The 15267-nt window shown below is 61.0% G+C and carries 11 protein-coding genes; 2 read left to right on the top strand and 9 right to left on the bottom strand.

The window, feature by feature from the left end; all coding sequences use genetic code 11:
• Nucleotides 1-2 precede the first annotated feature (2 nt).
• The 7 genes from M2103_RS00350 to miaA all read right to left on the bottom strand — a co-directional run bounded on the left by M2103_RS00350 (nt 3) and on the right by miaA (nt 8142).
• Entirely contained in the window at nt 3-1157 is a 1155-nt protein-coding gene (locus M2103_RS00350) for a hypothetical protein (protein WP_277508008.1), read from the bottom strand.
• A gap of 52 nt (nt 1158-1209) precedes the next feature.
• Nucleotides 1210-2364 (bottom strand): AAA family ATPase, encoded by a 1155-nt coding sequence (locus M2103_RS00345; protein ID WP_277508007.1) that lies wholly within the window; start codon nt 2362-2364, stop codon nt 1210-1212.
• A gap of 124 nt (nt 2365-2488) precedes the next feature.
• Nucleotides 2489-2728: an MBL fold metallo-hydrolase gene (locus M2103_RS00340; RefSeq protein ID WP_277508006.1), complete on the bottom strand. Its 240-nt coding sequence runs from the start codon at nt 2726-2728 to the stop codon at nt 2489-2491.
• 31 nt (nt 2729-2759) lie between these two features.
• Entirely contained in the window at nt 2760-3449 is a 690-nt protein-coding gene (locus M2103_RS00335; protein ID WP_277508005.1) for a hypothetical protein, read from the bottom strand.
• A 52-nt stretch (nt 3450-3501) separates the two neighbouring features.
• Nucleotides 3502-5958: an alpha-amylase family glycosyl hydrolase gene (locus tag M2103_RS00330; protein WP_277508004.1), complete on the bottom strand. Its 2457-nt coding sequence runs from the start codon at nt 5956-5958 to the stop codon at nt 3502-3504.
• Between the two features lie 136 nt (nt 5959-6094).
• Complete coding sequence (locus tag M2103_RS00325) at nt 6095-7045, bottom strand: DMT family transporter (RefSeq protein WP_277508003.1); 951 nt, start codon at nt 7043-7045, stop codon at nt 6095-6097.
• A gap of 170 nt (nt 7046-7215) precedes the next feature.
• Nucleotides 7216-8142, bottom strand: coding sequence for a tRNA (adenosine(37)-N6)-dimethylallyltransferase MiaA (miaA, locus tag M2103_RS00320; RefSeq protein WP_277508002.1), 927 nt, complete (start codon nt 8140-8142; stop codon nt 7216-7218).
• Nucleotides 8143-8165: 23 nt separating this feature from the next.
• Here miaA and M2103_RS00315 point away from each other — a divergent pair, with 23 nt between their 5' ends.
• The gene (locus M2103_RS00315) at nt 8166-8918 is read left to right on the top strand and encodes a DUF6250 domain-containing protein (RefSeq protein ID WP_277508000.1); all 753 of its coding nucleotides are present in this window, start codon (nt 8166-8168) and stop codon (nt 8916-8918) included.
• Between the two features lie 103 nt (nt 8919-9021).
• On the opposite strand, the gene M2103_RS00310 is transcribed toward M2103_RS00315, so the two are convergent.
• Entirely contained in the window at nt 9022-9963 is a 942-nt protein-coding gene (locus M2103_RS00310; RefSeq protein ID WP_277507998.1) for a diacylglycerol kinase family protein, read from the bottom strand.
• A gap of 43 nt (nt 9964-10006) precedes the next feature.
• Complete coding sequence (locus M2103_RS00305) at nt 10007-13489, bottom strand: glycosyl hydrolase 115 family protein (RefSeq protein ID WP_277507997.1); 3483 nt, start codon at nt 13487-13489, stop codon at nt 10007-10009.
• Between the two features lie 164 nt (nt 13490-13653).
• On the opposite strand from M2103_RS00305, the gene M2103_RS00300 reads away from it, so the two are divergent.
• Nucleotides 13654-15243, top strand: coding sequence for a peptide ABC transporter substrate-binding protein (locus M2103_RS00300; RefSeq protein ID WP_277507996.1), 1590 nt, complete (start codon nt 13654-13656; stop codon nt 15241-15243).
• Nucleotides 15244-15267 lie beyond the last annotated feature (24 nt).

The raw sequence follows: 15267 nt of genomic DNA, 5'->3' as shown, positions 1-15267 counted from the left end.
GGTTACGAACTCCAGCGTTGAAAACGCCACATTATGCGTTCTTTGAGCCCCGCGTCTGAGGCGAGCCATTCGTCCACGCGCTGGCGCACCAGTCGTTTCACGTATTTCTGCAATGCGGGCATATCAAGTTTGTCCTTGGTTGCCCCCACATAGCGCACATCGCCCATTTGGCCGCCAACTGCCGCGAGTATAAAGACATGTTCCACGATGGATTTTCTTGAGACTTTGATACCGTGCGGCCAATCCTTCGCATTTTTTCTGAATGCGGCAATAATGCCGTCGAGAATACCGTTTATCAACGAGCCGCCTTCTTTTGTTTCAGAGCTTCCGCACCATGAGCGAACGCGCCCATCGCACTGCATCGGATCAATACATATGCCAATGCGATACACGCGGTCCGAATCCTCCGCCTCAATATGCAAACACGCGGTGTTTTCAGATTTCTTTAGTAAGATGATATTATCAAACTCATCAAATATACCTCGTTTGTAATGAAAAAAACGCCGTTGGACTACCTCCGTCTGCCTGTCCGTGCATACAATCGTCACGCGGGGATTAAGCAGTGCATATTCGCGCAGATCCTCGGTAATTTGATCGAAAGGCAGGATCGTGGTGTGCCAGATTTCAGAATCCAAAGTAAATTCGAATTTCATCACCCCTTTCGCGATGTCATCGCCCGCGGAGGTGTTCTTTTCGGGATGGATTGTTTCAATTGTATATTTACCACGGTGAGACTGAAACTTCAGCATGGGCGAATCGGTTTGATAAATCCGGGCGCAAAATGTTTCGGTTGTCGCGACTAATATACTTAGATCCAAATGAAAACGAGCCTCCGATCCCGGATAAAATAGCAGGGGAGTTTTTGGCCTTGAATCCAAAACGCCCATGGCATCCAGAACAGGTTTTGTTCTCACTCCCATTACTAAAATCGAGAGTTTTTTCCGTCCCGGATGGAATTCGAACTCCACGCGGGGAATATCATTGTTCTCGCCCCGCCCTGAGTTCGTATTATTTGCCGAATCCGCCAGCAGGTCGTCGAGAAACGCCACCAGCAAATGGCACAATCCTTTGATGTTTGGCCATCCCAAATACATGCTCGGACGGGTCCGAACCGCCTCAAGCGCGCTCGTGTATTTTATAATCCCTGTTTCAGCCATGTGGATGTGCAAATGCGATTATGAAACAATGCCGGTCATGTGCGCGCTTCGCTCACTTTTCGGCGGCGGGTTGGGGCAGGTATTTTATGCCGTCGTAGAACTCGGGCCAGCGGCCTTTTTTGCGGGGTTTCACGACGTGGTGGAAATAATGTTGCAGGCGCTTGATGTCGTCGGGGCTGTCCTTGAGCGCGGAGCCGAGCAGGCTTTGCACGAGGTGCGCGGCGGAGATTTTTCCGCCGTCATAATAATAGGCGTGCAGGCCGGCGGCGTAGGCCACGGAGACCGCCTCGGCGGTGCTCATCACGGTGCCGAGCGGTTCGAGCGCCTTGCCTTCGGAGGCGGTTTTGCCGGTGCGCAATTCGTGGAACGTGGTGAGGAGCACCTCGGTGAGGTCGGCGGGGAGCGCGAGGGGAATGCCGGCGCGGGAGAGGAGGCGCGACGACTCGCGGCTCACGAGCGCCATCTCGTCGGCGAGGCTCGCGATGGGCGAGACGGTTTCGAAATTGAGGCGGCGCTTGAGCGCGGCGCTCATTTCATTGACGCCGCGGTCGCGGGTGTTGGCGGTGGCAATAATGTTGAAGCCGACCTGGGCGTAGAGCGTGCGTCCGTCGTCCTCGCGCTCGGGAATCGCCATGACGCGGTCGGAGAGGATGGTGAGGAGCGTGTCCTGGATTTCGAGCGGGCAGCGCGTGATTTCCTCGAAGCGCACAAGCTTGCCGTCGCGCATGCCGCGGTGCAGCGGCGCGGGGACGAGCGCGCGGCCGGTCGGGCCTTCGGCGAGCAGGAGCGCGTAGTTCCACGAGTATTTTATCGCGTCCTCGGTGGTGCCGGCGCTGCCCTGGATGATGAGCGTGGAGTCGCCGCTGATGGCGGCGGCGAGCAATTCGCTGAGCCAGCTTTTCGCGGTGCCGGGCTCGCCGACAAGCATGAGGCCGCGGTTGGTGGCGAGCGCGACGATGCAACGTTCGAGAAAACTTTGCGCGCCGACGAATTTCGGCGCGCCGGGCGAGTCGGGCGCGGCGCCGGGTTCGCCCATGATAAAACGAAGCACGGAGCGCGGGGTAAGCCGCCAGCCGCCGGGGCGCGGGAGATTTTTATCGGCCTCGACAAGGCGCGCCAGTTCGTCGGCGTAAAGGATCTCGGCGGCCGGACGCTGAAGCGCGGCGTTCTTGGATGCGGATGCGGGGGATACGGGCTTGGCGGACATGAAAAAAGGATGTGCCGATGCGTCCGCGCGGGACAAGCACATCCTTTGTTTGCGAAAAGCGGCGGGGTGACGCGGCTGACGAGCGGCCCGCGGGGAAGTATCACAATCGTGTGACGGCGCGGCGCTACGCAGCGCCGCGGCGGATGTCGGCGGCGTTCACACAGTGGTCGAAATGCGCATGCGTGAGTTGAATCGCGCAAAGGTCGCCGGGCCGAATGCCGAGTTTGCCGAAGAGCGCGGAAAGTTTTCGCGGAGTGCAGCCGGGACAGGCGTCGATAAGGATGGCTCGCGTGGCGGTATCGCGAGTTTCCGTTACAAGATAGGAAAAACCAAATAGGCCGCGGATGGGGTGGATTTGAATCATGCGCGAGATATTTGTCCGACGAGAGGGGTAATCATGGGCGCTTTCCGAATAGTTTTAGGAGTATAACAATGATGCCTATCGGCAACCCGAACATCAGTAGTGGTGTAAGTATATATCCGATGATCCGACCAATTGTGCGGTCTCTATTAATGGGGTCGTTCAAAATATCTCCAGGCTCTAACTCTGAATCCAATTTAATACGTTCAAGATAGCTTTTGCTTACTTCCGAGGATTCATCAATGGGACTGTCAAATGAATTTATGGTAACTGAGATAATATATTTTTTTGAAAAGACGAATAATGTGGCATTATACATCATCATATCGACTTCTATATTTTTCCCTTCGGCAAACAGCCAGATTGCAGGAAGTCCATCCAGCTTTGAGGGCTTTTTACCTGTGAGTGTCATGTTTTGTTTAAGGATTGCTTCTTCGTGCCCTTCGATTGCCCCAAGGTAAGCCTGTCTGCTGATCTCGAATGGCGGCGTAAAGATCATCGTCATCGCATGGGCATTTAGACTCTCACACAAAGAAAAATCCACGAGGTTCGGACGCATTTCCTCGGAGGCATCGAGAAAGGTTTTTCGCACCAATTCATACGATTCTTCATCGGCAGATTCCCAGTTGAGGGCGGTAGTAAGCGTGACCGAGGCGCACTGCGCGGCTGCGCACGTCAAAAAACAAACGATGATCAAGGGGAGTTTGGGGCCTTTTAGTTTCATAAAGATTGGTTGATCGAGAATTTTCGTTACGGCGTTGGAGCAGAGTTTGTTCTCACACCGCTTCCCACAACACGCAGCTCAGCGGCGGGAGGAAGAGGTTTTCGGCGGGCGCGGGATAGGGGTGCGCGGGGTCGCCGGGGGAGTAGAAACGGTCGTGATCGGCGAGTTGGCGCCATTTTAGTTTCACGACTTCGGGGGGGAGTTTGATCGTGATGTCGTTCTCGGTGGCGTTGATCGCGAAGAGGAGGCGGTGCGGGCCCATTTCGCAGTCGGCGTTGTAGAGCGTGACGGCGGCGGTGGAGTTTTCGGCGAAGAAGAATCGGAAGAACTCGTCGCGCGGGCGGGTGTAGTGGCGGAGGATCGCGCCGCGCGGGGAGCGACGGAATGCAATCCATTCGGCGAAACAGGCGTGCGTGCTGGGGAAGCGCAGGATGCGGGTGTAGTCGAGCGCGTTGAGGTCGCCGCGCAGGTAGGTGTTGTTCACGCCTTGCTTGGAGCGGAGAAAATCCTGCCCGGCGGAAAACATCGGGATGCCGAGCGACATGCAGAGGACTGAGGCCATGAGGCGGGTGCGGCGGCGATCCTTGTAGGTGGGGATGTTGCCGTTGTGGCCGGCGTTTTCCGTGATGACGTCGAGCCAGCAGCGGTCGTCGTGCGACTCGGAGTAGTTGACGGTTTGCGCCGGAAACTTGGCGAAGTGCCACGGGGAACCCTTGAGGTTGTATTCGTAGGCTTCCTGGCTGGAGCCGCCGCGGACGTATTCGCGAATGAAATTGCGGTAGCCGTCGTTCCATGATGCCCAGCCGGTGTCGCGGAGGGCGCCGGCGATGTGGCCTTTGAAACTCCAGGGTTCGGCGATGAGGATGATGTCGGGTTTGATTTTCTTGAGGGCTCGCTCGATTTCCTTGAGGGCGTCGATGCCGAGGAGTTCGGCGAGATCGATGCGGAAGCCGTCAACGCCGAAGGTTTCGACGAGGTGCGCGAGGCTGTCGATGATGAGGCGGCGCGCCATGGCGGAATCGGCGTTGATGTCGTTTCCGCAGCCGGACCAGTTGGAGAGGGAGCCGTCGGCGTTGGTGTGGAAATAGGCGAGCTGGTCGATGTGAAGCAGGTGGGCGGGTTCGCCGACGTGGTTGTAGACGACATCGAGGATGACGGCCATGCCGCGACGGTGGAATGCGGCGACGAGTTGCTGGAGGTCGTGGATGCCCGAGGCGCGGGCGGGGTCGGTCGAGTAACTGCTTTCGGGCGCGAAGTAGTTGCTGGTCATGTAGCCCCAGTGGTAGTCGCCGGGGGCGATGTTGTCGAATTCCTGGACGGGTTGGAGCTCGACGGCGTTGACGCCGAGGCGGTGCAGGTAGAAGTCGGGATGCTCGACCCATTTGGCGAGGCCGGCGAAGGTGAGGCGTTCATCGGGCGCGAGGTCGATGGGGGCGCGGGCTATGAGATCGCGGACATGCGCCTCGCAGATGACGAGGTCCTGCCATGCGGGCGTTTGGAAGCGCGCGTGGTCGTGATGGCGCCGATGGGTGAGCCGCGCGCGGTCGATGATGATGCCCGGGCCATCGCGATCAACGGCGGCGAGGGCGTAGGGATCGAGGATGCGTTGCGCGGGGTTGAAGCGGGTGAACTCGTTTTGCGCGCCGTCGATGTGATACCAATAATACCAGCCGTGAAGATTTTGGGAGAGGGTGATTTCCCACGTGTGATCGGGGTTGCGCTGGAGGGGGTAGCGGTGGGGCTCGTCGGTGCGGCCGAGGTCGTCGATCACGCAAAGCTCGACGCTGCCCGCGCGCGGCGCGTAGATGCGGAAGAGGGTTTCGTCCTTGCCGGGGATGGCGCCGAGCGGCGCGTCGGTGCGGTGTTCAGTGAAAAAGGTGGTGGGGCGGAGCGTGGCCTGCGGGTCGTTGTTCCAATGGGCGCGGTTGTTTGCTGCGAGGTCGAGCGGCGTGTCGAGTGTGAATTGATAGACGTGGAGGCCGGTGCGGGTGGGGTCGATCTGGCGGTTGAGGTTGCCGGTGTCGTCGCGGACCGCGTTGAACGCGGACTGGGGAACATCGAGCCACTGATGCTGCCCGGTGACGAATTTGAAGCGTTTGGGCGGCTGCGCCATGAAGTCGGCCGCGGGGCCGCTCCATGTGAGAAGTTCCGTGCCGTAGTGATTCGCGAGGTGGAGTTCCCATTCGGGATTGCCGACGGCTTTGTGCCATTCGTTGTGGTCGCCGACGAGGTAGACTCGGGGGAGCGGTTGCCTGGGCTCGGCGGGCAGGTTTTCGGGCCAGAGGCAGAAATGAATTTCGTTGGTTTTGTGGTCGATGTAGTAGGCGGTGTGCCGCGCAAATTGGAGCGGGGGAACGGGGGTGATTGAGGTGAACGCGGGGGCGTCCGGGCCGAGGGAAAGCGGGGGCGGGGTGCGTCCGCGCCAGTCGGCGGCGAGTTCGATGTGGCCGCGATTCGGCGCTTCGAACCAGGCTTGCGTGATCTTTTTTTCGCGTGTGCGTATGGGCATTGAAAAGTTTTCTATGAGTGGAAGAACAATCGCGGAAGCGCGGAAGTGCGAAAACGCGGAAAAATCAATGGGACACAGAAACACGGAACCGCCCCCGGTTCAAGAGGCGTGTGCAAAAGCGGCGCGGTCTTGCGCGCTACGCCGGCATGTCGGCGCTGGGGACGGGGACTTTGCGCACGCGTTCGCGGTAGATGAGATACAGACCCGAGCCCATTACGATGGACGCGCCGACGAATGTCCACACGTCGGGGCGCTCGCCGAGAAAGAGCATGGCGAGTCCCATCGCGAAGACGAGCTGCGCGTAGAAGAAGGGCGCGAGCACCGTCGCCGTGGCGCGTTGATGCGCGAGGATGAGCAGCCAGTGCCCGAGTGCGCCGAACACACCCGTCACCAGCAAGCCCAGCCATGTTCCGATCGTCGTCGGCGTTTGCCAGGCGAAGGGCAGGATCGGGAGCATGATGACGGTGCCGCAAAGCCCCGTGTAAAATATGGTGGTTTTCGGCGAGTCGTGCGCGGCGAGCATGCGCGTGGCGACGGCATACAGGGCGTTGGTGATCGCGGCCAGAACCGCGAGTGCGATGGCGGGATGCACGCCATGGCTTCCGGGGCGCGTGATCACGATCACGCCCGCGAATCCGACGAGCACGGCCACCACGCGGCGCGGCCCCATTTTTTCTCCGAGCAACGGCCATGCGATGACGGCGACGATAAGCGGCGAGGAAAACGTGACCGAGGTCACCTCGGTGAGCGGAATGTATTGCAGCGCGGTGAACGAGCACACGGTCGTGAGCACGATGCCGAGCGAGCGCAGGATTTGCAGCCCCGGGCGCTTGGCTTTCAGCAGGGGCGCGCCGGGCGCCGGGCGCAGCAGCGCGAGCGTGAGCAAAAAACTGCCGATGTAGCGGATCGAGACGATTTGCAACGACGGCAGTGACGCGCTCAGCCATTTGACCGTGGTGTCCATGCACGCGAAACATGCCACCGCCGCGACGAGCAGGGCGATGCCTGCGAGCGTGGTGTTGGCGCCGCCGCCCGCGTCGGATGCGGAGCGTTGGGCGGCGATATTGCGGTTGGGATTTTGAGACATGAAAAAGAACACCATGCGCGCGAGCACCGTGTTGCGTCAATCGCGGCGCAAGCCCCGGGAGCGCGGGCATCCTGCCCGCAAGACGGCGCGTCGCGCCGCACAAACCTCCAAACTTGCGGGCAGGATGCCCGCGCTCCCGGGTGCAATCGTGGTTCGGAACCGTCGCCCGGTTATGCTGCAAAAATTGTTTCGGCTGTGGCGCCGTCCGCGTCGATGAGTGTGTGCGCGGGCAGTTGCGTGCGAAACCAAGTGCGTTGTTTTTTGACGAGCGCGCGGGTGTTTTTTGTGATTTCAGCGGCGAGGGATTCGGGAGGGAGTTTGCCGTCGAGCATGGCGAGGGTTTCGCGATAGCCGATGGCCCCGGAACCGCTGGTGTTTTTCTCAAAGCCAAGCGCGCGCAGGCGGCGAACCTCGTCAACCAGTCCGGCGGCGAGCATCGCGTCAACACGGATGGCGATGCGTTTTTCCAAGTCGTCGCGCCCGCGGTCGAGCACGGCAATGCGCGTTTTCCAGCCGGCGAAAGGGAGGGGGCGGCGCGCGAAGTCGGCGGCGAGTTCGGCGAGCGTGAGGCCCGATGCGCGGCAGCGCTCGAGCGCGCGGGTGACGCGGCGCGGGTTGGCGGTGTCGAGCGCGCCGAGCCCTTCTGGGTTGAGCGCGCGGAGCCGCGCGACAAGCGCGGGCAGGCCTTCCGCGGCGAGTTGCGCGGCGATTTCGGCGCGGAGCGCGGGCGGCACGGCGATGTCATCAATGACGGGCGCGAAAAACGCCTTCAGGTAAAAACCGCTGCCGCCGGTGACGAGGATTTGTTTGCCTCGCGAGGCGATGTCGTCAACGGCGGCGCGCGCAAGGGCGATGTAGCGGGCGATATCCATTTGCGCGGCGCAGTCGCACACGTCGACCAAGTGGTGCGGCACGCGGGCGAGTTCGGCGGGCGCGGGTTTTGCGGTGCCGATGTCCATGCCGCGGTAAAAGAGGAGCGAGTCGCACGAGACGATCTCCGCGTTGTTCGCCCCGGCCCAGCGAAGCGCGAGCTCGGTTTTGCCAACGGCGGTCGGGCCGGTGAGCACGTGTAGAATTTTTTCGTTGGGCAGGGACATGCGATTCGTCCAGCATGCAAACCATGAAACGTCCTCACGCCAAGTCTGCGCTCGCGTTTGCCGCGGCAATTTTATCCACGCTCGCGTTTTTCACCGGATGCAAACCCAAGCCCGATTCGGTGACGATCAAGTCGAAGGTTGTGGCGAGTGATGATTTTTCGGGCGGCCTCGACAAGTGGGTTGTCGAACAAATGCCGGGCGGCACCGTGACGGCGGAAAACGGAGTGCTCACAATCACGGACGCGAAGGGCTGCACGGTGTGGCTAAGGGAAAAGCTGACCGCGCCAGTCGCGATTTCCTACGAGGTCACGATGAGCTCCGCCGCGCGCGTGTCGGACATGAACTGTTTCTGGATGGCGACGGATCCGAAGAACCCGAAGGATTTGTTTCACGCGAAGCACGGCCGCACGGGACAATTTGCGACTTACGACGCGCTCAACCTCTACTATGCCGGCTACGGCGGCAATGCGAACACGACAACGCGCTTCCGCCGTTACGATGGCACGGGCGCGCGTCCGCTGCTTCCGGAGCACGACCTCACCGACGCCGGGCACATGCTCAAGCCCGATCACACATACAAGATCGTGCTGATCGCGCAGGACGGCGAGGCGCGCTTTGTTTGCGACGGCAAAACAGTATTCTCCTACAAGGATCCAAAGCCGCTCAAGGAGGGCTGGTTTGGTTTTCGCACGGTGGACTCAAAAATGCAGATCAAAAATTTCCGTGTCACCACGCTGGATGTTCACGCGCATTTTGAGGAGGAGAAGGGCAAGTAAGGTTTGGGCGGGCAGCGGGGCGCGCGCCGGAAACCGCGCCATTGGCTCGCGCTCCCGGTGAAACAATTTAACGCGCGGGCGATTTATACTTTCGCCCAATATATTAAGGCGCCTTCTCGCGCGGGGTCATCACGCGCAAACTTTGCGGCAGGATTTTCACTTCAATTCGCGCCGCCGCTTCGCGCGGTTCGCCGTCGGTGTGAATCATGCCCGGTTCGGGACGTTCGATGACAAATCCCGGCGCGCGCAGGTGCGTGACTTTTTTGCTGCCATACAGGCGGCGCGTGAGCAGGCGGATCGCAAGCGGCAGCGCGTTGAGCAGCGACACGCCGCGCACCAGCGTCAGGTCGAGCTGTCCGTCGTCGATGCGCGCCAGCGGAGTGATGAAGCCGTCGTTGCCGTATTGGTCGGAATTGCCGATCGCCAAAATAAACGCCTCCGCCTCGAGCCGTTGCTTTGTCGTGACGGGCGCCGGGAGTGCGTTTTCATCGAGGGGCGTGATTGCGCAGGACACCGGCTTGTAGCGGAAAAATTCCGAGAGAATGATTTTCAGGTAGCGCGGAAATCCGCGTTTTTTGAGCGAGCGAAACCGGGCGCTGATTCCGGCATCGAAGCCGAGCCCCATCATATTGAAAAACGGATGTTCGTTTGCCATCGCCGTGTCGATCACTCGCGGCGTGCCGTCGACAAGCGCGCGCAGGGCGTTTTCGTCCGGGCGGGGAATGCCGAGGTGCCGCCCAAGTCCGTTGCCCGATCCGCACGGGACGAGGCCGAGCGCAACCGGGGCGGGCGCGTTGACGAGCGCGGTCGCGGTTTCGTTTATTGTTCCGTCGCCGCCGACCGCGACGACGAGCTCGCATCCGTCCGCGATTGCGGCGCGCGCCAGTTCCGTCGCGTGATGCGGACGCTCCGTGCTCACGAGCCGCGCGTCGAGCGCGCCCGCCGCGTTTTGCTCCGCGATGAACCGCCGCACCCGTTCGACAACATGCGGATTGCTGATGTTGTAACCCGAGCGCGGATTAAAAATGAAGCGGGCTTTTTTCACGGAATATTATTCGGGCATTGTTGGTTTAAGCTCATCGATATTCTCACTCAATCGTTACGCGGTCGATCACGACGCTGGAGTCGATGCCGTGGAGATGCAGCGTGTGCTCGCCCGCGGTGAGCGCGGAGGGCGGAAGCGGGATGTCGAAGGTGCGCTCGTTGGCGAGGACGCCTTGCGCCCACTCGGGTTTGCCGTCGTTGATGATGAGTTCGGCGAGTTGCGGTTCGGGGGCACCGTCGATTGCGTAGGCGATGCGGAGTTTGCCGGAGCCGTCGATGGCGTGCGTGGGGAGGACGTGGATGCGCAGGGTTGCGGAATTGGGTTGGGCGGCGAGGGTGTATTTAAAAATAAGAGTGGGGGCTGTTTTTGCTTCTAATATCGATGTCGCTGATGTCGTGGCGGGAGTAATGGTAGTGACTGTTCCTGAGCGTCCCAATCCGTCAATCGGAGTGAGCATGCCTGTCGTCCAGATTTCAATGCCATTCTCTTCCGCTTCTGTCAGCGGATCTTTTGGCGCGGACGGGAGCGGTTGCTGGAAATTGGGGACGCGCCACTTGGAGATGCGCATGGATTTCCAATCGTTGTCGGCGGGCTCGAGTTGCATGAGGTGTCGCCATTTGCCGCCGGCGATGAGATTGTTGTAGCGGTGCGTGATGCGCGCGAGTTGGAGGTTGAGGACGTCGGCTTGGTAGCCGAGTTTGTTGAGCGCGGTTTTGTCGCCGGCGATGTGCTTGAGCGCGGCTTCCTCGCCGGTGAAGTAGCGGTTGTTGGCGAGGATGGAGCCTTGCACGGGATACTCGACGAGTTGATAAAACGCGTCCTGCTTTTCGGCGGGGATGCGTTCGCGGATCGTGGCGAGGAGTTCGTTCATTTTGCGCGCGAGTTCGTCGCGGCGTTCGCGTTGCGCGGGGGTGAATGTGGATGGTTTTGGTTTTTCGCGGGGCAGCCACCATTGCAGGTGCTCGGGGCGGCGCTCGAAGTTGTAGCGGTAATACATGTCCATCAGTTGCGCGATGTCGGGCGCGTGTTCGGCGCCGAATTCGCGCGCGGCCCATTGGCGCAGAAAATCGATTTGCATGTTCGGAAGCGTGGCGACGGAACCGATGTCCCATGCCATTTGCAGGAAAAACTCGGTGGTGATTTCGGCGGGCTTGATGTCGCCGACGTTGGCGATCCAGATGCGGTCGGCGCCGAGCTGGTGGGCTTTGTTCATTTCCTCCCAGATGAGCGCGGGCGGCGTGGTGCTGAGCCAAAGGTAGGCCATGGGGCGTCCGAGGTAGGAGAGGTGGTAGTAGATGCCGAAACCGCCGGTGCGTTTGCCGTCGCGCATGGCGGCGCGGTCGGCGTCGGAGGGGAAGTTGCGGATGTAGCCAAAGTTGTCGTCGGGGAACATAATCGTGACGTCGTCGGGCACGCGCAGGCCGCCGCGGTAGAGGTCGAGCACTTCCTTGTAGGCGCAGAACATTTGGGGGACGCGCTCGACACCGGGCGAAACGTGCTTGGCGATGAGCGCGCGCTGGTCGGCGAAGATTTTTTCGAGGCGGGCAATTTGCTCTTCCTTTGTGCCGCCGCCTTGCATTCCGCTGTCGTGGATGCCGCGCATGCCGATGGTGTAGATGTTTTCGTAGCGACCGTTGGTTTTGGCGCGCTCCTCCCAGTAGGCGAGGACGCCGTCGCGATTGGTGGCGTAGTTGTAGTCCTTGTGGGGGGCGGTCCACTCGGTGACGTTGTTGCGGAGCATGGGCTCGGCGTGCGAGCTGCCCATGACGATGGCGTAGTCGGAGGCGAGTGCGGCGTTGGCGGGGTTGCTGTTGAACGCGGGCGAGCAGGCGTGCATGGCGGGCCAGAGCGTGTTGGCCTTGAGGCGCAGGAGGAGTTCAAAAACTTTTTCGTAGGTCTTCGGGCCGATGCCGCCGGTTTCCGGCTCGAAGGTTTTTGCTGCCCAGGGTTGCAGGCCCCAGTCCTCGTCGTTGATGAAGATGCCCCGGTATTTGACCGAGGGCGGACCGAAAACGCGCGTGCCGGCGGGAATCGAAATGCTGGTTTTCTTTTCGGGCGTGACGTCCGCCCACCAATGCCAGGGCGAAACGCCGATCATGCGCGAGAGTTCGTAAACGCCAAACGCCGTGCCGCGTGGATCGCTGCCGGCGATGACGAGCGTGTTGTTGTCGAGCGCGGTGATGAGAAAGGATTCCCATGAGCCACGGAAAACGGCGAGGTCGAATTCCTGGGTGGAGAGGAGCTGATCAATGAAAGGGGATTTTCCAAGAGTGCCGATGAGAATAACAGGAGCATCGGAAAGTTGGATTCTAGTTTTGAGGGTCGAAATTACCACAGGGCGCTTTCCGGTGACGCGCTCTATGTCGGCGGCGAGGTGATTGGCGGCGAGGGAAACGACTTTGGCGTCCATATCCGAATAATGGATACGCGCGACGGCGGTTTCACCGGCGAGCGTGAAGTTTGCCGCGACGGCGGAGTCGGCGGGCGGGGAAAGTTTCACGTAAGTCGGCGCGTCGCGGTCGCACGAAATTGCGCCGTCTTTTTCGCGGAGCTCGACGACTTGGATGGAGCTGCGGCGGAGTTCGAGGTTGTTTTTGTCGTCGGGCGAAATGGTGCCGTTGCGTCCGGGATGCGTGAAATAGAAACAATACGCGCGGTCGGTGGCGTGATCGACCACGACGCCGCAATGCCCGCCGTTCACGCCGTCATCCGCGCCCTTGCCGGGTTTGCCGAGGAGCGGATCGCCGGGCTGCGGCGTCCAGTTGAGGAGATCGTCGGAGCGGTAAACGCCGATGCCGCGCCAGAGATCGACGAGCATCCAGTAGTGTCCGCGCCAGCGGAAAACATACGGCCCCTCGCCGGGGCGCTCGCCGACGCCGGCGCACTTGCCCCTGTCGGTCCAGTTGTGGAGGTCGGGGCTGTCGGCGTAGTAGATGGATTTGGCGTCGCGCTCGTTGTTATACCACATGCGCCAGCCGCCTTGGGGCAGCGGAAACACGCACGCGTCGATGACGCGGTCGCTGGCGAGCGCGAGCGTGCTTTGGTAGTGCCAGTCGATGAGGTTGCGGCTGGTGAGGTGGATGATGTCGCGCGGGTGTTTCCAATCGGTGAAAACGCCGGGCACGAGCGTGAGATACATGTGGTAAACGCCATCGTGCTCGATGACATCGGGCGCCCAGTGCGTGAGCGTCTTTGGATCGGTTCCCGCAGGAAGCGGGATGCCGTGGAAGCGCGCGTCGCAACGGTAGGCCCACGTCGCGCCGCCGTCGTTGGATTGCGCGATGCCGACGGGCGTGCCGTGCACCCAGCTCACGCCGTCGAGCCCGGGGACGTTGGCGCGGCGGTTGGTGTAGAACATGAGCCAGTTGTTCCCGGCGCGGTTGTGGATGACGACGGGATCGGCCGCGCCGTCGTAAATGGTGTCGCGATAAAGCGGCTTGGGCGCGCGCGCGCCAATGCAGAATGGAGAATGAAAAATGAAGAATGAAAAGGCGGCGAGGGCCAGGGCGCGACGAAATGGGAGCATGAGGCGCACGATGTCCCGCGCGGCACGGGCTGCCAAGTCTGCTGTTGGGGGCTCGCCATTATGTGAGGTCGCGCATGCGCTAAACCAGCACCCGCCCGAAGTGTGTTCGGCTGCGCGTGTTTTTCCACTTCCACCGCATAAAATACCGCCTACACATTTCAAACATGCGATTTCTCCACCTCCTCGCGCTGCTGTTTCTTTCAGCCCTTCAGCCTTTCGGCCCTTCAGCCCTTTTTGCCTCCTCTTCCGTCTTGCGCATCGGCAACGGCGCGGAGCCGCAGGATATGGACCCGCAAACGATGTCGGCCTACACCGACCAAAACATCGCAATCGCGCTCTTCGAGGGGTTGGTGGCGATCGACGAGGCCACTTCGCAACCCGTCCCCGCCGTTGCCGAAAGCTGGGAGATCTCGCCCGACGGACTCACGTGGACATTCCGCCTGCGTGCCGGCGCTCGCTGGTCCAACGGCGACCCGGTGACCGCGCAAGATTTCGCGACATCATTCCGGCGCATCCTTTCGCCCATGCTCGGCGCCGAATACGCCTACATGCTTTACCCGGTCAAAAACGCAGGGGCCTTCAACACCGGCAAGCTCTCCGATTTTGCGCAAGTGGGCGTCGCCGCGCCCGACGCGCGCACCCTCGTGCTCACGCTCGAGGCTCCGACGCCGCACCTGCTCTCCATTGTCGCGCAACCGATGTGGTTTCCCGTTCACGCGCCGACGATTTTGCGCTTTGGAAAGCTCGACCAGCGCGGCACGGCTTGGACGCGTCCGGAAAACATCGTCGGCAACGGCGCGTTCACGATGAAAAGCTGGGAGCCGAACCGCCAGATCACCGTTGAGAAAAATCCGCTCTACTGGGACGCCGCCGGCACGCGGCTCGACGCGGTCGTGTTTTTCCCGAACGACGACATCGCCACCGACGAGCGCAACTTCCGCTCCGGACAGGTTGACATCACCTACGACATTCTCCCCGAAAAAATTCGCGCCTACCGCAAAAACAACCCCGCCGCCCTGCGCATCGACCCGTTGCTGGAAACCTTTTTCCTGCGCTTCAACACCAAGCGCCCTCCGCTCGACAATCCGAAAGTCCGCGCCGCGCTCGCCCGCGCCATCAACCGCGACCTGATCGCGCGCGTGCTCCACAACAGCCGCACGCCCGCGCGCTTTTACACGCCGCCAAACACCGGAGGTTACACCTGCGCGACCGCGATTCCCGACGACTTCGCCGCCGCCCGCCGCCTGCTCGCCGAGGCGGGTTATCCGAAAGGAAAAGGGTTTCCGAAACTCGACATCCAGATGAACAACGACGCAGTCAACCGAACCGTGCTCGAGGCCATTCAGGAAATGTGGCGGCGCGAACTCGGCATCAGCGTCACAATCACGAACAAGGAATACCGCGTGTATCTCGACGCGCAGCGCGCCATTGGCTTCGACATCAGCCGCTCGCGCTGGGTCGGCGATTTCAACGACCCGATCACCTTTCTCGACATGTTTGTGACCAACGGCGGGCAAAACCAGACACACTGGAGCAACGCCGAATACGACCGCCTCATCGCCGAGGCCGGACGCGCGTCCGACCGGGAGAAACGCTTCGAGCTTTATCAGCGCGCCGAAAAAATCCTCCTCGACGAGGCTCCGATCGCGCCGATCTTCTTTGGCACGCGCAGCTACCTGATTTCCCCGCGAGTGAAAAACTGGGTGCCCTCGCTCCTGGGAATCCACCGTTATCAAAAAGTGTGGGTGGAGTGATTGTCGGGGAATCTCAAAGGCAAA

Origin of the sequence: Ereboglobus sp. PH5-5, assembly GCF_029504805.1 — a bacterium.
In the GTDB taxonomy this organism is placed as follows: Bacteria; Verrucomicrobiota; Verrucomicrobiia; order Opitutales; family Opitutaceae; genus Ereboglobus.
This window is presented reverse-complemented; position numbering and strand designations above follow the sequence as displayed.